This window comes from Lacinutrix gracilariae (assembly GCF_042684485.1).
GTDB classification, from domain to species: Bacteria; Bacteroidota; Bacteroidia; order Flavobacteriales; family Flavobacteriaceae; genus Oceanihabitans; species Oceanihabitans gracilariae.
Map to the genome: position 1 here is coordinate 594,548 of NZ_JBHULM010000011.1, position 21,414 is coordinate 615,961.

The following is a 21,414-nucleotide window of genomic DNA, read 5'->3' on the forward strand; positions in this document are numbered from 1 at the left end:
GATGAAAAAAACGTTATCTGTACTTTTCTTTTTTATTTGTTTTACTTCTATTTCGCAGAATTTAGAAGAACAAATTTACACAGCTACAGAACACTTTATTGCAAATAAAACGCCGTTAGCGTTTGAAAAACTAAACCATCAAGAAGCGCTTTTTAAAAACATTATTTCTACTAAAGAAGAACAACTTGCCTTTGTTTTTTTATTGTGTAACAAAGGTTTTTATTTAAAAGAAACCAATAAACAACATGAAGCAATAACTTCTTATGAAGAAGCCTGGAGACGTTATACCCATTTCAATATTCAGACTATTTCTGATTATGACATCATTGAATACTGCTTAAAACCTTTAGGAAACCTATATACCAAAACCAACGATTATACCAATGCCGAAAACACGATTAAGCAATATATAACTATTGCAAAAGCTACTAATAATCAAACACAGCAAGTAGCTGGAATGATTAACCTATCTGCATTATATCAATCTTTAGGAAAACATGCATCGGTTTTAACTCTAACAAAGCAAGCGCAACAAATTACCACAATACAAGCAAAACAGAAAGAAAAATTAGAACGCTTAGAGGCTACTAGTACTATTGCATTAAACAAAGGTTTAGTAGCTAATGATATTATTCTTCCAAATGCAAACACGCTGTATAACCAACACCAAATAGCGTATGAACTTGCATTAAAAAATAAGGATTACAAATCTGCTTTAAAACACTTTAATGCTACCAAAGCATTTACCAAAAGAGATACTTTATCCAGACGTCAATTAGCAAAACGCCATTTAGAAGAAGCACAATTACATTATGTATTGCATGATTTTGATACTGCCAACAACAATTTACAAGCAGCTTTACAACTTTTACTTCCTAATCATAAAAGGAATAGTATTCCTGAACCTTCAAGTTTATATACCGAAAATACTTTTATAGATATTTTTGATTTTTTAGCAAGACTACAGCCTAATGCAGAAAAAGCATTAACCTATTACGACCTGAGTTTTCATGTATCTCATTTGCTTACAAAAAACATAACATCTCAAGAAGCTAAAATAGCCAATCAAGTTAGCAACAGAATACGTAGTGAGCATTGTATTGAACTCCTTTTTAAACTGTATAAAAACACTGCTTCTACAGATGTTTTTTATCGCGCATTGCAGTATGCTGAAAAAAACAAAGCAGCTATTTTAAAAGATAACTATAGCAAACAGTCTTTATTAGAGCAATTTCCTAAAGACAGCTTACTGCTTAAAGAGCAACAACTTTTAAAACAACAAGAACAACTAACAAGCACGCTTATTAAAAAGCAACTTGGCTATGAAACCGTTAAAAATGATAGTTTAAACAAACAACTTTTAGATATAAGTATTGCTTTAAAAACAGTAAAAAAGAAGATAGAACGTAAGTTTCCTAATGCGCAAAACACAGTAAACATTCATAAAGTTCAAGAGCAGTTAAAAACAGATAATGCCACGCTTGTTGCTTATTTTTATGGAAACCAAGCTATCTATCCATTTATTATTTCTGCCAATCATATTGATTTTATTAAAATTAACTTAGAAGCAACTACCAAAAAATCGCTTACAGACTTTATTCACCTATTTGATAATGCTGCTGCTATAAATAATAATATAAACGCATTTACGCATCAAGCACATACTATTTATAACTTACTACATATTAAAGAAACGGCTTCGAGTAAAAACCTAATTATTATTCCTGACGGACTTTTAAATTTTGTGCCTTTTGAAGCATTACTAAGTCAGCAAACCAGTACCACAAACTTTAGTAAGATGCCTTTTTTGGTTACAACACAAAACGTAGTGTATAACTCTAGTATAGCTTTTTATCTGTTGCCTCAATCACAAACAAAAGAAACCAATGTGTTGGGTGTTTTTCCTGTTTTTGAAAACACCAACCAACCACTGACCTATTCTATTGCTGAAGCCAAAGCCATAAAAAACAATACAGAAGCCACACTATTAATACATGCTGCAGCAACAAAAAAGAGCTTTATAGATTCTATTTCAGATTATAGTGTTTTGCATTTATCAACACATGCAACAAGTGGCGATTTTATACATCCTGCCAATATTGCTTTTTATGATGCACCAATGCTTTTAAATGAGCTGTATAGTTTAAATATACACCCAAAACTTGTGGTTTTAAGTGCTTGTGAAACAGGTGTAGGAAAACTGCAAAAAGGCGAAGGCGCTATGAGTATTGCTAGAGGCTTTCAGTATGCAGGTGCAAAAAATATTTTGTTCTCTTTATGGCAAATAAATGATGCTTCTACATCAGAACTGATGCATCGTTTTTACAAAACCTATACACCTTCAGCATCGGCTAGTTATGCCAATAGACAGTCTAAACTAAGCTACTTAAAGGACAATGCTATTAGCAACCTAAAAAAGTCACCTTATTATTGGAGTGCTTTTGTTTACTACGGAAACCTTAGTACTGCAAAGCAAGATTTACACATTATTTATTATTTCATTGGCATTGTGACACTTGTATTTATTGTATTTTTGATACGAAGAAAAAGAAAAACACATGGATGATATAAAAGATTTACCACTTAAAGATTTCTTACAAAAAAAAGGGTATACCAAAATCAAGTTACATCTCACCAAAACCAATCATTTTGAAATTAAAGCAAGTATTAATGGCATTAAAGGGCTTTTTATACTAGACACAGGAGCATCTAGTTCTTGTGTAGGTTTTGAAGGCATTGAAACCTTTAAACTAAAAGCCAAAGATTCTGAAATTAAAGCTGCTGGTGCAGGAGCTACAGATATGCAAACCCAAATCTCTAAAAAGAACCAATTAAAAATTGGGAAGTGGAAAAAAAATAAAGTCGCTTTAATTCTATTTAATTTAACACATGTAAATACCGCTTTAATAAATCATAATTCAAAACCTGTAGATGGCATTATAGGAGCTGATATTTTAAAAAAAGGAAAAGGAATAATAGATTACGAAAAGAAGTATTTATACCTTAAAAAAATCTGATTTACTGTTTAGTTTTCTTACTTTTACAAGTAATAGCAACCATCACTTTCTCCATAACCAATGAATACTTCTATAATAATAGCAGATGATCATCCATTAATGCTTCGAGGCATTCAAGATTTTTTAAGTTCTAAAGGATTTAATATACTAGGAAGCGCTACAGACGGACAAGCGGCATACAATCTTATTATAAAAGAAAAGCCAGACATTGCACTTTTAGATATAAGAATGCCACATATGACTGGTTTAGAAATAGCCGAAAAGTGTAAGAAGAACAATATTGAAACAAAAATAATCTTAATCACTTTTGATAAGGAAGAGGAAATTTTTGACAAAGCAAAAGCACTTGGTATATATGGTTATATATTAAAAGAGTTTGCCATTGAAGAAATTGAAACCTGTATTGCACATGTAGAAATGAATGAGCCTTACTTTAGTGAAGAAATTGCTAACTACCTCAACAAATCGGAATCTAACAACACTAAAAGTGTACTAGAAAACCTTACTAAGTCTGAAAAAAAAATAGTGATGCTTATAGCTAAAAACATGACTAGTCAAGAAATTGCAGACGACCTTTATATATCTGTTAGAACTATTGAAAAGCATCGTTCTAATATAGTTGCCAAATTAAAATTGGACAATAAACCTACTGCGCTTTCTATATGGGCAGGACTAAATAAAGATTACTTTTAAAAAAATACGTAGAACTACGTATTTTTTTTATCCTTAACATGGCGTAAATTTACATCGCTATTAAATCAGTTATAAGGGGAACTTTTAAAGGCTCTAGTGTTTTTTTTCGCTAGAGTCTTTACGCGTTTTTAACCATATACTTTCTTTTAAAATTACGTAGAACTACGTATTTTTTATTTGAATAAAAGCACTTACCTTTATAGTGCTATTAATCGGTTCTTAGGGAGAATTGTTAAAGGCTCTGGTTTTAAATAAACCAGAGCCTTTATTTATTAACTTCTTATATATTAAAATTACGTAGAACTACGTATTTTTTATTTCTACAACTTACTCTACCTTTACACTATGCTATTAATTAGTTTTTAGGGAAAATTATTTTTGCAAGAAAACTCTACTTGGTTACCATGTAGGGTTTTCGTTTTTTATAGGGTTTCCTATTAGTAGTGTTTTGTAAACAATTACGTACATAAAAAGCCTATACTACGCTTTTGTATTTTTTTAAATACAGCACCTAAATTCCTCATTTTGCAATTCAAAACCCAATAAACACTAGAGAGCCAAACACTTACAACGTTTTGTAAGAAAAAATACGCAATACTGTTTTTGTAAAAAAATACGTATAACTACGTATTTTTTAAAACTCTTATCTATAGTATATTTACAAAGCTATTTATCAACAACTTATAAACTAACCTACTGTACAATTAAAAAACTACAGTAATTAATTAGAAAAGAAAATGGAAAATACTCTTGAAATGGAAAACAAATTAAATTTTACAAACAAACTACTAATTGCTGGTTTAGTCATTCTAATTGTTACCGTTATTTTAGTTAATGTTTTTGTAAATATCTTGTAGTTTACTTGTAGTTATGCATCAAAAAAAAAGCGCAATTTTATAAAAATTGCGCTTTTTTTTTATTCTTTAAAAATCTTACATTTCTAAAGCTTTCTTGATATCGTTATTCATTAACAATTCTACTGGGTTTTCAAGCGCTTCTTTAATAGCTACTAAGAAACCAACAGACTCTTTACCATCAATAATTCTATGGTCATAAGATAATGCTAAATACATCATTGGGTGAATTTCCACTTTACCATCTACAGCAATTGGTCTTTCAATGATATTGTGCATACCTAAAATTCCACTTTGAGGAGGGTTAATAATTGGTGTAGATAACATACTACCAAAAACACCACCATTAGTAATGGTAAATGTACCACCTGTCATTTCATCTACAGTAATTTGTCCATCTCTAGCACGAAGCGCTAAACGTTTTACTTCAGACTCAACACCTCTAAAGGTTAAGTTTTCAGCATTTCTAATTACAGGAACCATTAAACCTTTAGGTCCTGATACAGCAATACTAATATCACAAAAATCAAAAGAGATCATTTCTTTACCATCCATCATAGAGTTTACTGCTGGATACATTTTTAAAGCTCTAACCACTGCAAGCGTAAAGAAACTCATAAATCCTAAACCAACGCCGTGTTTTGCTTTAAAGTCGTCTTTATATTGTTTACGTAACTCAAAAATTGGCGTCATGTTCGCTTCGTTAAACGTAGTTAACATTGCTGTAGTATTTTTCACCTCCACTAAACGCTCAGCTACTTTACGACGTAACATAGATAATTTAGAACGTGATTCTCCTCGAGATCCTCCTGTTGGTGTTCCCATAGATGGTACTGCTTTTACAGCATCTTCTTTGGTTACTCTACCAGCTTTACCTGTTCCTGTAACAGCAGCAGCAGCCATACCTTTTTCAGCTAAAATCTTTTTTGCTGCAGGACTTGCTGTACCTGTTGCATAGGTAGTAGCCTTAGGCGTTTCTACTTTTGGTGCTTCGGCTTTAGGCGCTTCTGCTACTGGCGCTTCTGTTGCAGCTCCTCCTTCTGGTTTTTCTGCACTTGTATCAATTAAACATACAACTGCACCTACAGCAACAGCGTCTCCTTCTTCTGCTTTAAAGGTAATAGTACCACTTGCTTCTGCAGGAAGTTCTAAAGTTGCTTTGTCGCTATCTACTTCTGCAATAGCTTGGTCTTTTTCTACATAATCACCTTCTTCAACTAACCATGTTGCTATTTCTACTTCTGTAATAGATTCTCCTGGTGAAGGAACTTTCATTTCTAAAATCATGCTCTATAATTTTATTTTATATTATCTCTGATTATTTTTTGTTTTATCAAAAACGAAATCAATTACTTCTTGATGACGTTTTTTAGATCTTACAGAACTACCAGCTGCTGGTGCACCATAAGGTCTTCTACTTGCTACTCTAAATGTTTTGGCTTCGTCTAAATGCATTAACATATGACTATAAGCACCCATATTTCTTGGTTCTTCTTGTGCCCAAACTACATCGTCTGCATTTTTATATTTACTCAATACCTCACGAATATTTTGTGTTGGTAATGGGAATAGTTGTTCTATACGTACTAAAGCTACATCCTCTCTTTCTAACTTTTCTTGTTCTTCTAATAAATCATAATAGAACTTTCCGGTTACAAAAACTAATGTTTTTACTTTATCGGTTTTCGCTTTTTTATCATCTATTAGCATTTGGAAGCTTCCGTTAGCTAATTCATCAACAGTAGAAACTACTAATGGATGACGTAATAAACTTTTAGGAGTAAATACAATTAAAGGTTTTCTAAAATCTGCTTTCATTTGTTTACGTAACAAATGGTACATATTTGCTGGTGTAGTACAGTCTACAACAAACATATTATCTTTAGCACAAAGCTGCAAGTATCTTTCCATTCTTGCAGAAGAGTGTTCTGCTCCTTGACCTTCATAACCATGTGGTAATAACATTACCAAACCGTTTTGTAGTTTCCATTTATCTTCTGCTGCAGAGATATATTGATCTAGCATAATTTGTGCTCCATTACTGAAGTCTCCAAATTGTGCTTCCCAAATGGTTAGTGTTTTAGGGCTTGCCATAGCATAACCATAGTCAAAGCCTACCACACCATATTCTGATAACAAGGAGTTGTAAATAAAGAATTTTCCTTGTGTATCACTTATATTATTGTGTAATATAATTTCTTCTTCGCTGTCTTCTACTTTTACAACGGCATGTCTGTGAGAGAATGTACCTCTTTCTACATCTTGCCCAGAAATTCTAACATCATATCCTTCTTCTAAAAGAGTTCCGTATGCTAAGTGTTCTGCCATTGCCCAATCTAACCTGTTTTCATCAAACATGGTTTGTCTAGATTCGATAAGACGAGAGATTTTACGAATGAATTTTTTATCTTTTGGAAGGTTAGCAAGCACTTTAGTTATTCTTGCTAATTCTTCTTTAGCATAGGTAGTATCTACCGTTTGCATCATTCCGTCTTCTTGTACAGCAGTAAATTCTACCCATTCATTACTCATAAATGGTGTAATTTCTGTTGTTTTATCTTTACGAGAATCTTCTAATTTTTCTTCTAAAGAATTTTTATAATCTTCTTCTAATTTAGTAACATAAGATTTATCAATAACCCCTTCAGCAATTAATTTTGCTGCATAAATATCTCTAGGATTTTTATGTTTTGCAATTGCTTTATATAGTAAAGGCTGAGTAAATTTAGGTTCATCACCTTCATTATGTCCGTATTTTCTATATCCTAATAAATCGATAAAGACATCACGCTTAAATTTCATTCTAAAATGAAGCGCGAATAAAACGGCATGTACTACAGCTTCAGCATCATCTGCATTTACGTGTAATACTGGAGAAAGTGTTACTTTACCAACATCTGTACAGTAGGTACTTGATCTTGCATCTAAGTAATTGGTGGTAAAACCTATTTGGTTATTAACTACAATATGAATGGTTCCGTTTGTTTTGTAACCATCTAATTGTGCCATTTGAACAATTTCATATACCAAACCTTGTCCTGCAATTGCAGCATCACCATGTACTACTATAGGTAATACTTGCGATGGGTTTTCTGGATATTTATCGTCTTGTTTGGCTCTTGCAATACCTTCTACTACTGCTCCTACAGTTTCTAAATGCGAAGGGTTAGGTGCAATATTTAGGTTTATCTTTTTTCCTGCGTCTGTTATTCTATCACTAGTCCAACCTAAGTGATATTTTACATCTCCATCAAAGATTTCTTGTTCGTAATCTTTACCATCAAACTCACTAAAAATGTCTTTAGCAGATTTACCAAAAATATTTGTAAGTGTACTTAAACGACCACGATGTGCCATTCCCATTACAAATTCTTTTACATCATACTCTGATGCTTTTTCAATTAAAGCATCTAATGCAGGTATTAAAGACTCTCCTCCTTCTAAAGAGAAACGTTTTTGACCTACATATTTAGTATGTAAAAAGCTTTCAAAAGAAACTGCTTCGTTTAATTTTTTAAGTATGTGTTTTTTTTCGTCTACAGAAAAGTTTGGCTGGTTGTCGTTTACACTCAATTTACTTTGTACCCATTCTTTACGGGCTACATTTCTAATGTACATATACTCAATACCAATAGAGTTACAATAAATAGCTTCTAAGTGGTTGCGTATTTCATGAAGTGTTTGCGCTCCAATACCTAAAGTTTCTCCTGCACTAAAAACAGTATTAAGATCTGCTTGTGACAGACCAAAGTTTTCAATTTCTAGCGTTGGCGCATATTTCCGCCTTGCTCTTACAGGGTTTGTTTTTGTAAACAAATGACCTCTGGTTCTGTAACCATCTATTAGTTTTACAACTTGAAATTCTTTTTGAACGTGTTCTGGTATTTGAACAGAAACACCTTCTACAATTTCGCCTTCCATGCCATAGTCTTCACTACCAAAGTCGTAACCTTGAAAAAAGGCTCTCCAACTTGGCTCTACAGAGTCAGGGTTTTGTAAATATTGGTCGTATAATTCAGCAAAGTATGCTGTATGTGCTGCGTTTAAAAAGGAATATTTATCCATTATTTTTTTTGAAAGAATCTAGCTTCAACAAAATTTATTCAAAAATACAACTTTTACTAAAAATAGATGTAGTTTTATTATATTTATAACATATAATTTAACATTTTTAGTAATTATGAATAAATCTGACTCTTTAGCCCATAAAATTATTGTTTTTTTTGTGTTTGTTTGTGTTTTCACAACATCTGCTAAAGCACAAGATAATAATGTGAAACAAAAAAGTGAATTTTGGCAAAAAGTTCGTTTTGGTGGCGGAATTGGTTTAAGTACAAGCAATAATATTTTTAGTGCAACAATAGCTCCTAGTGCTATTTATCAATTTGATAATACCTTTGCGCTTGGTGTTGGTTTAAGCGGTTCATACTTAAGAAACAAAAACACCTTAAGAAAATATAAATCTACAATTATAGGTGGTAGTATAATAGGACTGTACAACCCTATAAATGAAATACAAATTTCTGGTGAATTAGAACAAAATAATGTTAGCAGAAATTTTGATGATTCTAGTTATAGCGATGAAAACTATTGGTCTCCTGCTCTTTTTGTTGGTGCTGGTTACAGAACACGAAATGTAACTATTGGTGTAAAGTACGATTTACTCTATGATGATAACAAAAGTATTTATGCAAATGCATGGTCTCCTTTTGTTAGAGTTTATTTTTAATAAACTAGCTGTACTTATTTTTAAACCATACTTTTTGCCATTCGCGCTTTAATATTAAAAAGGCTACATCTTCTGCTAGTTTAACAGTATCATTACCATTTAAGGCTTTGACTTGTTTTTCTGGCACATCTATAATATAAAGGAGGTTTAAATAATCGGCAAATTTTTCTTGAATAAGTCTGTACACCTCTTCATGAAGTAACAATTTTAAACTTGATGGTAGTATTTCTTCATCAAAATCTAAATCTATATTCGCAAAAAGAAAATCTTTATTAAGCTGTTGTATTAGCTTTTTATAAAGAGCAAGTTGGTTTGCTTCTTCTATTAAATCATTAAAAGTTGCTGGTAGCTTCATTGTTATCCTTCCTGCACAACAGGTTTCTATTTTAATTTGGTTTTTATATAGTAAGGATCCAATCTTTTCAGGAAGGATATTAAACCGTTCTATTCATTAATTGATTACCAAATTGTATTAATGCTGCTTTGTTTTCTTCAGAAATATGTAAACTTTCTAAAACCGAAAACGCTTTATTGGTATACATTGCTATAGCTTGCTTTGTTGCTTCGGCAGAACCACTTGTAATAAATATTTCTTTTGTCGCTTCAATTTTATCAGAAGCATCTTTAGGATTGATACTAAACAAATGTTGCAATTGTATTTGATCTTCTTCTGAAGAAAATTCTAATGCTTTTAAATATAAATACGTTTTTTTATTTTCAATAATATCACCTCCTACTTGTTTTCCAAAAGTTTTAGGATCACCAAAAGCATCTAAATAATCATCTTGTAATTGAAAAGCAATACCTAAATTTTTACCAAAATGGTAAATGGTGTTTTGGTCTTCGTTATTAGCTTCTGCAACAATAGCTCCCATTTGCATAGCAGCACCAACCAAAACAGCGGTTTTATATTCAATCATTTTTAAATACTCTGCTATAGTAACATCATCACGCGTTTCAAAATCTACATCATATTGTTGTCCTTCACAAACCTCTAATGCTGTTTTACTAAACAGTTTAGCTAACGCCTGAAAAGTTTCTGGATTATAGTTTTCAAAAAGCTGATATGCTAAAATTAGCATAGCATCACCAGAGAGAATACCTGTATTTATATTCCATTTTTCATGTACTGTTTCTTTACCTCTTCGTAAAGGAGCATCATCCATAATATCATCATGAACTAAAGAAAAATTATGAAAAACCTCAATACTTAAAGCAGCGTCTAAGGCTTTATTATAATCACTATTAAAGATTTCTGCTGTCATTAAAGTTAAAACAGGACGCAATCTTTTTCCGCCTAACTCTAATATGTAATGAATAGGGTTATATAGTGTTTCTGGTTCTCGTTTAGAAACAAATTTCTCTAAATAGGAAACAAATGCTTCTTGATAAAATAGGATGTTTTGCATCCTGCAAAAATAAGTGAATTATAAAAATTCAAAGCAATTCTTTTAGTAAATGTTAAGAAATTATAAATACTTAGGAAACTTTTTTTGTTTTTAAAGTTTCCTAACGTACCTTTGCAACGCATTAAAAAAAAGCTTTTGCATTTAATAGCACTATGACAATGAGAGAAAGAATTATACAAAAATCTGGAGAACTGTTTTTAGAACTAGGTTTTAAAAGCGTTACCATGGATGATATAGCCAATGAATTGGGCATATCTAAAAAAACAATTTATCAGCACTTTGCTAACAAAACCAAATTAATTGAAGCTACTACTTTAAATATATTTGAGAATATTTGTGACGGAATAGATTGCATTTGCAACGCATCACACAACCCAATTGAAGAATTGTATGACATTAAAATGTTTGTCATGCAGTATTTACAAAAGGAAAAAACATCACCACAGTACCAATTAAAAAAATACTATCCTAAAATATACAAAAACCTACATTTAAAGCAATTTGAAAAAATGCATAAATCGGTTAAAGAAAGCATTAAAAAAGGCGTCGAAACAGGTTTATATCGTCCTAATATAGATATAGATTTTATTTCTAGAATGTACTTTAATGGCATGACAGGAATTAAAGACAATACTATTTTTCCTTCCCAATTATTTACGCTAGACTATTTAATGGAAAGTTATCTAGAATACCATTTAAGAGCTATATGTAATGAAAATGGGCTTTTAACATTAAACAAATTTATAAAAACCAATCAATCATAAACGAATGAAAAAAAGAATCACACTTCTATTCTTTTTAATAACAGCAGTAGTTTTTTCGCAAGAAACAACAACAAGCTTTAGTTTGCAAGATGCAATAGATTATGCTTTAGAAAATAACAGAACTGCAAAAAATGCAGCTCGTGATATTAAAGCAGCCAAATTACAAAAATGGGAAACTACAGCAACAGGCTTACCACAAATAAACGCAAGTGTAGATTACCAAAACTGGCTAAAGCAACAAGTATCGCTTCTTCCTGCTAGCTTATTATCTGACGCAACAAGAAATGAATTAGGACTAGGAGTTAACGATCAATTTCCTGCAGTATTTGGTACAAAACAAAGCACTACTGCTTACGCAACATTAACACAAAAACTGTTTGATGGTTCGTATTTAGTTGGTTTACAATCTGCCAAAGTATTTTTAGAAATTTCTAAAAACGCAAAAGAGAAAACCGATTTAGAAGTAAGAAAAGCAGTTATAAACGCCTACGGAAATGTATTACTAACCGAAGAAACCATTGCTGTTTTAAACCGAAACATTGCTGTTTTAGAAAAAAATATTTTTGAAATTACTAAAATATATGAAAATGGCTTAGAAGAAGAAGAAAGCGTAGAACAACTACAAATTACACTTTCTGGAGTACAAAGCCAATTACAAAACACCCTAAGACTAAAAAAACTAGCATACCAAATGTTTAACATTACGGTTGGCCTAGAGGTAAACACTCCTACTACATTAACAGATAACTTAGAAGGCTTAGCTAACTTCAACACTGTTATTAGCTTATTAGATGCAGATGAAAATGTTGAAAATAATGTAGATTATAAAATAGCTGTAAATGATAAAACCTCTAAAGAGTTATTACTTAAACTAGAAAAAAGTAAAGCTTTACCAACTTTAGACGCTTTTATAAATGGAGGTTACGCTGCTTACAATGAAAAATTTCACTTTACAAACAGTGACCAAAAATGGTTTGGCTCTTCCTTATTTGGTGTAAGCTTAAACATACCAATATTTAGCTCTGGCATGCGTAGCGCTTCTACACAAAGAGCAAAAGTAAACCTTGAAAAAGCACAAGATGATCTAACAGAAACACAGCAACAACTAAAACTACAAATTGCTGCTGCTAAAAGCGATTACCAATTTGCTATAGAAGATTATGAAAATAAAAAATCGAACTTAAATCTTGCAGAACGCATTGAACAAAAAAATCAAATCAAATTTTTTGAAGGTATTTCTTCAAGTTTCGATTTACGTCAAGCGCAAACACAACTATACACAGCACAGCAAGAATTATTACAAGCTATGCTAGATGTTATAAATAAAAAAGCAGAATTAGAAACTGTTTTAAATGAAATACCTAAAAACTAAAACAATCAGAAAACACACTATAATGAAAAATATATATTCACTATTCTTACTTACCCTTTTAACTGTTTCATGCGGAGGCGAGAAAAAGAAAAATTCTGTAGAAAATATTTTAGCAACCGAAAATCTAGAAAAAATAAGAGCTAAACGCACAGAACTTGTAGATGATCAAAAGATTATTCATGATAAAATTACCTTATTAGACCAAGCCATTTCTAAACTAGATACTGTTAGAAAAGTACCTTTAATAACCACATTTACTGCAAAGCATGAAGTATTTAAACACGTACTAGAAATTCAAGGTAACGTAACTACCAAGAACCTGATTGTAATCTACCCAGAATACAATGGTATACTTTCTAAAATATACGTAAAAGAAGGACAAAAAGTTACAAAAGGTCAATTGTTAGCTAAAATTGATGATGGTGGACTAAGTCAACAGTTAACCCAATTACAAATTCAAGCAGATTTAGCAAAAACTACTTTTGAGCGTCAAGAAAGACTTTGGAATCAAAAGATAGGAAGTGAAATACAATACCTACAAGCAAAATCTAATTACGAAGCACAAACACAAGCAGTAAACCAACTACAACAACAACTAAACAAAACCAATGTAAAAGCTCCTTTTTCAGGAACTATAGATGATGTTATTACCGAACAAGGTAGTGTTGTTGCCGCAGGACAATCACCATTAATACGTATTGTTAATCTAGATGAAATGTACATAGAAACAGATGTACCAGAAGCTTATATTACTAACATTACCAAAGGAAAAGAGGTTACTGCAGAGTTTCCTGTTTTAGGTAAAACGGTTGAAACCAATGTACGTCAAGCAGGAGATTTTATAAACCCAACAAATAGAACTTTTAAAATAGAAGTTGCTATTCCTAATAAAGATAAGTCTATAAAACCAAACTTAACAGCAAAGCTTAAAATTAATGATTACACCAATGAAAATGCAGTGTTAATTCCGCAAAGTATTATTTCTGAAAATGCAGAAGGTGAGCAATATGTTTATGTTGTAAATGACAAAAACGAAAACAAAGAAGGTGTTGCTAAAAAAGTCATCATTAAAACAGGAAGAACGCAAGGAGATGTTATTGAAGTTTTAGAAGGAATTGAAAATGACGCAGAAATTATTAAAGAAGGTGCTCGTAGCGTAAAAGATGGGCAAACCGTTAAAGTGATTAATTATTAAAAAAGTTTCCAGTGCATAGCCTTGACGTTTATTAAAACAAAAGGCTATAAACTGTTTAACGAATATACTTTCCATCCATGGGTACAAATAAAAAAAATACAGATAAGGAGTTTAGCTTATCCTCTTGGGCAATTAACAATAAGACTACTATGTATGCGCTTATTGCTGTTATATTTTATATTGGTGTTTCTGCTTTTTTTAGCATGCCAAGAGAAAATTTTCCAGAGGTTAATGAAACTAAAATATATGTAAGCTCTGTTTTTCCTGGTAACACAGCAGAAGACATTGAAAAGCTTATAACAGATCCTTTAGAAGATAAATTAAAATCGATAAGTAATGTAGTAGAAATCACCTCAACATCACAAGAAGACTACTCGATGGTTGTTGTAGAGTTTGATGAAAACATTACTGTAGAACAAGCAAAGCTAAAAGTAAAAGACGAAATAGACACCGAAACTTCTGGAGAAGATTGGCCTACTTTTAACGAAGCTAAAATAGAACCAGATGTATTTGATTTAAGTCTTTCTGAAGAAATGCCTATTCTAAATATTAATATTTCTGGAGATTATCCTGTAGAAAAATTAAAAGACTTTGCAGAATACCTTCAAGAAGAAATTGAAGATATACAAGAAATTAAAAAAGCAGACATTCGTGGTGCTCAAAACAAAGAAGTAGAAGTAGCTGTAGATATTTATAAAATGATGGCTGCCAATGTTACTTTTAACGATGTAATTGGCGCTATTAAAAGTGGAAACGTAACGATGTCTGCAGGTAATTTAATTACAAGTGGACAAAGACGTACCATTAGAATATTAGGAGAAATTGAAAAACCTTCTGAGCTTAAAAACTTTGTAGTTAAAGCAGAAAATGGCAATGCCATTTACCTTAAAGAAATAGCAACGGTTACTTTTAAAGAAGAAGACAAAACCACATTTGCACGTGAGTTTGGCGAACCTGTTGTTATGCTTGACGTAAAAAAACGTGCTGGTAAAAACATGGTAGCTGCAGCAGAACAAATACAAGTAATTGTTCAAGACGCTATAGATAATGTATTTCCTCAAGATTTAAAAGTAACCATCACTAATGACCAATCTCCTAAAACCATTGGTCAAGTAGATGATTTGGTAAACAATATTATTTTCGGGATCATCTTAGTAGTTACCGTTTTAATGTTCTTTTTAGGATTTAAAAACGCACTTTTTGTAGGATTTGCTATTCCTATGTCTATGTTTATGTCTTTAATGATATTAAACTTTTTAGGTCACAGTTTAAATACCATGGTGCTTTTTGGATTAATCATGGGACTTGGTATGCTAGTAGACAACGGAATTGTGGTTGTTGAAAACGTTTATAGGTTGATGGATGAAGAAGGCATGAGCAGAATTGAAGCTGCTAAAAAAGGAATTGGCGAAATTGCTTTTCCTATTATAATATCTACAGCAACTACTGTTGCTGCTTTTATCCCATTAGGTTTATGGCCAGGAATTATGGGAGATTTTATGATGATTTTACCTATTACACTATCTGTAGTTTTAGGTTCCTCTTTATTTGTTGCTATCTTCTTTAACTCGGTTTTAGTTTCTAAATTCATGAGTATTGAAGATAAAGACATGCCTTTAAAGCAAATTATTAAAACCACTAGTATTGTTGCAATCTTTGGTGTATTAATCTTACTATTTGGTGGTGCTTATAAAGGACTTGGTAGTTTAATGCTATTTACAGCAATTATGCTTTGGTTATACCGATGGTTTATACGTAAATGGGCAAATAGTTTTCAAACCAAAACTTTAGTACGATTAGAAAACTGGTATGAGCGTAAACTGCGTAACGCACTTTCTGGTAAAATGCCTTATGTTTTAAGTATTGGTACTTTTGTTTTATTAATATTTTCCTTTATTGCTTTTGGAGCTTCTTTAAGTTCGCAACGTACTAAAGTAGAATTCTTTCCAGACAACAAGCCTAACCAGATTATTGTATATATAGAATATCCTGAAGGAACTGCTATTGAAAAAACAAACGCTATCACTAAAGAGATAGAAAAACGTGTTGCAACGGTTTTAAACAATGAGCAGTATATGGATAACGGTTACAATTTCATGGTAGAAAGTGCCGTTTCTCAAGTTGGCGCTGGTGCAGGAAACGCACAAACAGATATGGGTTCTGCAGCAGAAACACCACATAAGGCAAAAATTACGGCCTCTATGCGAGAATACAAATACAGAAGAGGAGAAGACAGTGAGCTTTTAAGACAAAAAGTACAAACCTCTTTGGTTGGTATTTATCCTGGAGTTTTAATATCTGTTGAAAAAGACCAAAATGGTCCTCCTGCTGGATCTCCTATTAATATTGAAATTGAAGGAGAAGATTACAATGAACTAATTGCAACAGCAGAAAACATGCGTGAATTTATTAATACCAAAAACATTCCTGGTATTGATGAACTTAAAATTGACGTAAACAAAGACAAGCCTACCATGCGTGTTACTGTAGATCGTAAAAAAGCAGGAGAACTAGGTGTTAGCTCTTCGCAAGTAGGACAACAATTACGTAATTCTATTTTTGGTTCTAAAGCAGGAATCTATAAAGAAGATGGTGATGATTTTGATATTTATGTACGTTTTAACGAAGACAACAGATATAATACAAGCGCTCTTTTTAATCAAAACATAACCTTTAGAGACAATACAGGTCAATTAAAAAGTGTTCCTGTTTCTGCTGTAACAAAATACGAGAACAACTCTGGTTTTAATGCTATTAAGCACAAAGACACCAAACGTGTAGTAACCGTTTACTCTGCACTTTCTCCTGGCTATACAGATGCTGGAGTAATTGTTAACCAGATTCAAAATGAAATGAAAAACTATGAAGGTTTACCAGAAAACATTAAGGTAGATTACACAGGCCAAATAGAAGAACAGAACAAACAAATGTCTTTTTTAGTTGGCGCATTTTTTACTGGACTTGGTTTAATTTTCTTCATATTAATTTTTCAATTTAACTCTATTTCAAAACCAACAATAATCATGCTTGCTATTTTCTTGAGCTTTATTGGTGTGTTTGGTGGTATTGTTATTACAGGAAGTGCTTTTGTTATCATGATGACTATGGTTGGTATCATTTCTTTAGCAGGAATTGTTGTAAATAATGGTGTGGTACTACTAGATTATGCACAACTTTTAATAGACAGAAAAAAAGAAGAATTACATTTAGATGCAGATGCTTACTTAGAGCCTGATGATTTATTTGAAAGTATTGTAAGAGCAGGAAAAGCACGTTTACGTCCTGTGTTACTAACTGCAATTACTACTATACTTGGTTTAATACCTTTAGCTATTGGTTTAAATATCAACTTCTTTTCACTTTTTAGTGAGTTTAATCCGCACATATATATGGGAGGAGACAATGTTGTTTTTTGGGGACCATTAGCATGGACTGTAATTTACGGTTTACTAATAGCTACTTTCTTAACACTAATTGTAGTTCCTATCCTGTTCTACTTAGTTACAAAATTTAAAATGTGGTTACTAAAAAAAGGAAAAACAACAGAAGTAATTACAGAAGAATAAACCTTTTTATAATTGTTTAAATAAAAAAAATCCGAAGCACATATGCTTCGGATTTTTTTATAGTATACAAACAACGTTTCTACAATACTTCATAGGTAAAAGTAACACCAGAATCTGTTTCTGTTCCTTCTACTTTAAAAACATATTTATCCATATCCATTACAATAGGAAAATCTGTACTAGCACCATCCTGAATTGCAACCGTTAAAGTAACATCTATACTAGCATTATCATTATAATAATCTTCTAAATACAAATAGGTTTCACCTACTAAATCTGTAGATAATATGGTTACAGACTCCATATTAGAAATACCACCACTATAACCTAAAGTTGTTAACCCTTCCGGAATTCCATTAGTATACACATCGCCTAAGGAAGCATCAAATCCGTCTAGATAAAACATATCATAATCATAAAAAGCATCTGCCCAAACAATAGAAAAAGTAACTGTTGGTATTACTTTATATATAAGTTTTGAAGGTGTATTATCTAGACTTGTACCATCATTACTTACTATAGAAACCTCATAGTTTCCTAAATTATAAAACACAACACTTCCTGTTCCTTCTTGAGATCCAGAAGCTATCATTCCGTCATTAACCGCATAATCTGTTCCTTCTACTGCAGCTGTTCCGTCTTGAAAGGTTACACTAAAAACCACATTAGTATCTGTTGCCAATTCACTTATCGCACTAATATTTAATTCATTTAAAATATTGGTACCTGTATAAATATCTGCAGAATCTGTATCGTTATTAAAAAACACGGTATTATTGGTATCAAAACCAGTGTCTATTTGTGAAACAACATCATTAACGTCGTCACTATCATCACAACTCACCACAAACACAACGGCTAGCAGCAAGCATATTTTATAAATTGATTTTATATTTTTCATAGTTTTTTTATTTTAAAGTGAAAGTTAATCTACCAAATACATAACGACCATTAAATCCAAATTGCGAAGTTCTTCTAGAAAAGATAAATTGATCACCATATTGAGAATCTTCAAAAGGCACTTCGTCTGGATAAATATCAAACAGGTTATTAGCTCCTGCTGTTATTTTTAAATTATCCATTAAGTCATACGAAGCAGATAAATCGGTTACAATTTTAGCACCATATTCTACAGGTGTTGCAGTACCTCTAAAATCTGGATCGTTTACCGAACCAAAGTATACATTACGAAGCATAACATTCCATTTTTCGCATTTATAGGTATTGGTTAAATTTACTTTTGTTCTTGGCATTGCATCTTCAATGTATCCTTTTAGGGTTTCGTCTAAAATTTCTTCACCAAGAATTTCTTTTACATTTTTAACCTCCACCTCTCTAAAGGTAGCAGAAAGATTGTTGGTTAAATCCCCTTTACCTAAAGCCATATTATGTGCTATTACAAGGTCTATACCTTTATTATCTAAATCAAATCCGTTTGTAAAAAATTTAGCAGCAGTAGCAGAAGCGTTATCAAATAACTCTTGAGATTCTGCATCTATAGGAGCAAAACTTCTAGTTAATCCTACTCTATCTTCTACATTAACGATATAACCATCTACTGTAAATTTCAATCCTAAATCTGGTAATTTAGCAGTAAACCCTAAACTAAAGTTTTTAGAAGTTTCTTCTTTTAAGCTTGGTATTTCTAGCAATTGTGCCAATCTACTATTGTTTGCAAAAGTACCTTGCTCTATTGGTATACCACCAACAAACTGTGTTGCTGTTGCATTAAAATAAATTTGATGTAAATCTGGCGCTCTAAAACCTGTACTGTACGCTGCTCTTACTGCAAAATCATCTGAAAACTTATATTTAGAAGCTAGTTTCCAGTTAAAGGTATCTCCAAAATCATTGTAATTTTCATATCTAAAAGCAGTACTTAGTAAAAATGCTTCGGTAATATCTGCTTCTAAATCTACATAACCAGCATAACTATTTCTGTTTTGATTTACTTCGTTTTCTGGCCTGTATCCAGGAAAAACTTGTGCTCCTCCAGGAACAACATTTCCAAAATAGCTTGTTACTAAATCTGCATCTGACGTACTTCCTGTTACTATTTCTCCATTAACATCATAACTAGCCCAAGAAGCTTCTTCACCAGCTATTAATTGGTAATTTTCTACACGATACTCTGCACCAAAAGCCACGTTAAATCCTGAAAACATATCTTCATAAAATTTAGAAATATCTAGGTTTGTAGTGTTTTGCGCAAAAGAAAAACCTCCTGCCTCAAACTCTCTAGGAGAGGAAGTACCTAAAGTAGCATTTACAGTATTTTCAATAGTAAAATCGAAACTATTAGTACCATAGGTATTAGAAAAATCAACATCCCAATCCCCAATTTTACCTTTAATTCCTGCAGCTAAAGACTTATCAATAATTTTAGATGCTATATGTGGTAAAAAACCGTTTGGTAATGCTTCTTGATTTCCTCTACCATCAGTATAAGCAGGTCTTCTGTAAAAACCAGCACCTAAACCATCTCTAAAACTAATACCACCAAAAGTATACACAGCAGATCCTGAATCATCTAAAGGCAACTCCATATTCATTAAAAACTTTCCGCCTCGTAGTTTAGATTGCCCGATTTTCATTCTAAAATCATCACGAGTTAAACCTCTTTGTGCCAACTCATATTCTGTAATTGGAGCAGGATTTGAAGTATCACCTCCAAAAGTAACACCATCGGATGCTATAATATCTAAATAAGAATCACCATTAGCAACCCCTTGATCATACACTGCTTGTAAAGTAGGATCTAAACCAGCAACATAACTAGCTAGAGCTCCTGGATTCATATTATACGCCTGCTCATAACCTAAGTTTCTAGCAGCAACATCAAACATAGTAAATATAGGCTGTCCCATAGAATCACTTCTATTTGTAGCTCCTCTATTTTCTAAAGAACCTGTAAAGTTAATATAACCTCCATTTTTACCTAAGTCTACACCATAGTTAGCATCTATCTGAAATTTCTCACCATCAATACCACCTTCATCATATTGCTCAGAATGTTTACTAATATTTGCACCACTATTTACATTTAATGTTAATTCATTAGTTGCTTTTTTTAATACAATATTAATTACACCAGCAATAGCATCTGAACCATATTGTGCAGCAGCACCATCGCGTAATACTTCAATTTTAGCAATTGCAGAAGAAGGAATAGAGTTCATATCTGTACCTACAGTACCTGTACCTACAGTACCATTTACATTAACTAAAGAAGACTTATGACGTCTTTTACCATTAATTAAAACCAATACTTGATCTGGTCCTAAACCTCTTAAAGATGCAGGATCTACATGATCTGTACCATCTGAAACGGTTTGTGCATTAGATGTAAACGAAGGCGCTACATAATTTAAAATTTCATTTACTGTTGTTTGCGCTCCAAGAGACGCTACCTCTTTCACATCAATAACATCAATTGGCACAGGAGAATCTAAAACAGTTCTTCCTGATCTTCTAGACCCAACTAAAACGACTTCTTCTAGAGCAACTCCAGACTGTAACGTTACATCCATCACGCTTCCTATTACTATAACTTCTTTGGCATCATACCCAACATAAGAAAACATTAATGTATCTCCATTTTTGGCTTCAATTGTATATTTACCATCAAAATCTGTTACTGTTCCTGTTGTTGTTCCTTTTACAACCACAGAAGCTCCTGGTATTGGTCCTGTATCATCAGACACGGTTCCCGTAATTTGCTGTTGAGCAACGACTTGTGCAAATCCGAAGAAAAGCAACATTGCCACTAGATAGTTTTTAATCATAATTTTTGGTTTTTATTGATTAATAATAAA

Annotated in this window: 14 protein-coding genes; 8 read left to right on the forward strand and 6 right to left on the reverse strand. The window is 32.1% G+C overall.

The features are described from left to right. The first annotated feature begins 1 nt into the window (after position 1). From ACFSSB_RS09765 to ACFSSB_RS09775, 3 genes are read left to right on the forward strand one after another with little or no spacing between them, the layout of a single operon-like run. Complete coding sequence (locus ACFSSB_RS09765) at positions 2–2,566, forward strand: CHAT domain-containing protein (protein WP_379903647.1); 2,565 nt, start codon at positions 2–4, stop codon at positions 2,564–2,566. Continuing rightward, positions 2,559–3,017, forward strand: coding sequence for a retropepsin-like aspartic protease family protein (locus ACFSSB_RS09770; protein ID WP_379903649.1), 459 nt, complete (start codon positions 2,559–2,561; stop codon positions 3,015–3,017). Before ACFSSB_RS09765 ends, ACFSSB_RS09770 begins: the two co-directional genes overlap by 8 nt. Positions 3,018–3,077: 60 nt before the next feature. Then, positions 3,078–3,710, forward strand: coding sequence for a response regulator (locus ACFSSB_RS09775; RefSeq protein WP_379903651.1), 633 nt, complete (start codon positions 3,078–3,080; stop codon positions 3,708–3,710). 932 nt (positions 3,711–4,642) lie between these two features. On the opposite strand, the gene odhB is transcribed toward ACFSSB_RS09775, so the two are convergent. Continuing rightward, entirely contained in the window at positions 4,643–5,851 is a 1,209-nt protein-coding gene (gene odhB / locus ACFSSB_RS09780) for a 2-oxoglutarate dehydrogenase complex dihydrolipoyllysine-residue succinyltransferase (protein ID WP_379903653.1), read from the reverse strand. A 21-nt stretch (positions 5,852–5,872) separates the two neighbouring features. Beyond that, the gene (locus ACFSSB_RS09785; protein WP_379903655.1) at positions 5,873–8,629 is read right to left on the reverse strand and encodes a 2-oxoglutarate dehydrogenase E1 component; all 2,757 of its coding nucleotides are present in this window, start codon (positions 8,627–8,629) and stop codon (positions 5,873–5,875) included. A 115-nt stretch (positions 8,630–8,744) separates the two neighbouring features. On the opposite strand from ACFSSB_RS09785, the gene ACFSSB_RS09790 reads away from it, so the two are divergent. Continuing rightward, on the forward strand, positions 8,745–9,293 hold the full coding sequence (locus ACFSSB_RS09790) for an alpha-ketoglutarate decarboxylase (RefSeq protein WP_379903657.1): 549 nt from the start codon (positions 8,745–8,747) through the stop codon (positions 9,291–9,293). Positions 9,294–9,297: 4 nt separating this feature from the next. Here ACFSSB_RS09790 and ACFSSB_RS09795 read toward each other — a convergent pair whose 3' ends face one another. Both ACFSSB_RS09795 and ACFSSB_RS09800 read right to left on the reverse strand, forming a co-directional pair. After that, on the reverse strand, positions 9,298–9,648 hold the full coding sequence (locus tag ACFSSB_RS09795) for a hypothetical protein (protein WP_379903659.1): 351 nt from the start codon (positions 9,646–9,648) through the stop codon (positions 9,298–9,300). A 79-nt stretch (positions 9,649–9,727) separates the two neighbouring features. Next, complete coding sequence (locus ACFSSB_RS09800; RefSeq protein ID WP_379903661.1) at positions 9,728–10,702, reverse strand: polyprenyl synthetase family protein; 975 nt, start codon at positions 10,700–10,702, stop codon at positions 9,728–9,730. Positions 10,703–10,860: 158 nt separating this feature from the next. On the opposite strand from ACFSSB_RS09800, the gene ACFSSB_RS09805 reads away from it, so the two are divergent. The 4 genes from ACFSSB_RS09805 to ACFSSB_RS09820 all read left to right on the forward strand — a co-directional run bounded on the left by ACFSSB_RS09805 (position 10,861) and on the right by ACFSSB_RS09820 (position 17,599). Continuing rightward, positions 10,861–11,466 carry a TetR/AcrR family transcriptional regulator gene (locus ACFSSB_RS09805; RefSeq protein WP_379903663.1) on the forward strand — a complete coding sequence of 202 codons (606 nt, stop codon included), beginning with the start codon at positions 10,861–10,863 and terminating at the stop codon, positions 11,464–11,466. 4 nt (positions 11,467–11,470) lie between these two features. Beyond that, positions 11,471–12,838: a TolC family protein gene (locus ACFSSB_RS09810; protein ID WP_379903665.1), complete on the forward strand. Its 1,368-nt coding sequence runs from the start codon at positions 11,471–11,473 to the stop codon at positions 12,836–12,838. 22 nt (positions 12,839–12,860) lie between these two features. Then, positions 12,861–14,033 carry an efflux RND transporter periplasmic adaptor subunit gene (locus ACFSSB_RS09815; RefSeq protein ID WP_379903667.1) on the forward strand — a complete coding sequence of 391 codons (1,173 nt, stop codon included), beginning with the start codon at positions 12,861–12,863 and terminating at the stop codon, positions 14,031–14,033. Between the two features lie 77 nt (positions 14,034–14,110). Next, positions 14,111–17,599: an efflux RND transporter permease subunit gene (locus ACFSSB_RS09820; protein ID WP_379903669.1), complete on the forward strand. Its 3,489-nt coding sequence runs from the start codon at positions 14,111–14,113 to the stop codon at positions 17,597–17,599. Positions 17,600–17,678: 79 nt separating this feature from the next. Here the strand turns inward: ACFSSB_RS09820 and ACFSSB_RS09825 are convergent, their stop codons facing one another. Further along, positions 17,679–18,500 carry a hypothetical protein gene (locus tag ACFSSB_RS09825; protein ID WP_379903671.1) on the reverse strand — a complete coding sequence of 274 codons (822 nt, stop codon included), beginning with the start codon at positions 18,498–18,500 and terminating at the stop codon, positions 17,679–17,681. A gap of 7 nt (positions 18,501–18,507) precedes the next feature. Further along, entirely contained in the window at positions 18,508–21,384 is a 2,877-nt protein-coding gene (locus ACFSSB_RS09830; RefSeq protein WP_379903673.1) for a TonB-dependent receptor, read from the reverse strand. Between the last annotated feature and the right edge of the window lie 30 nt (positions 21,385–21,414).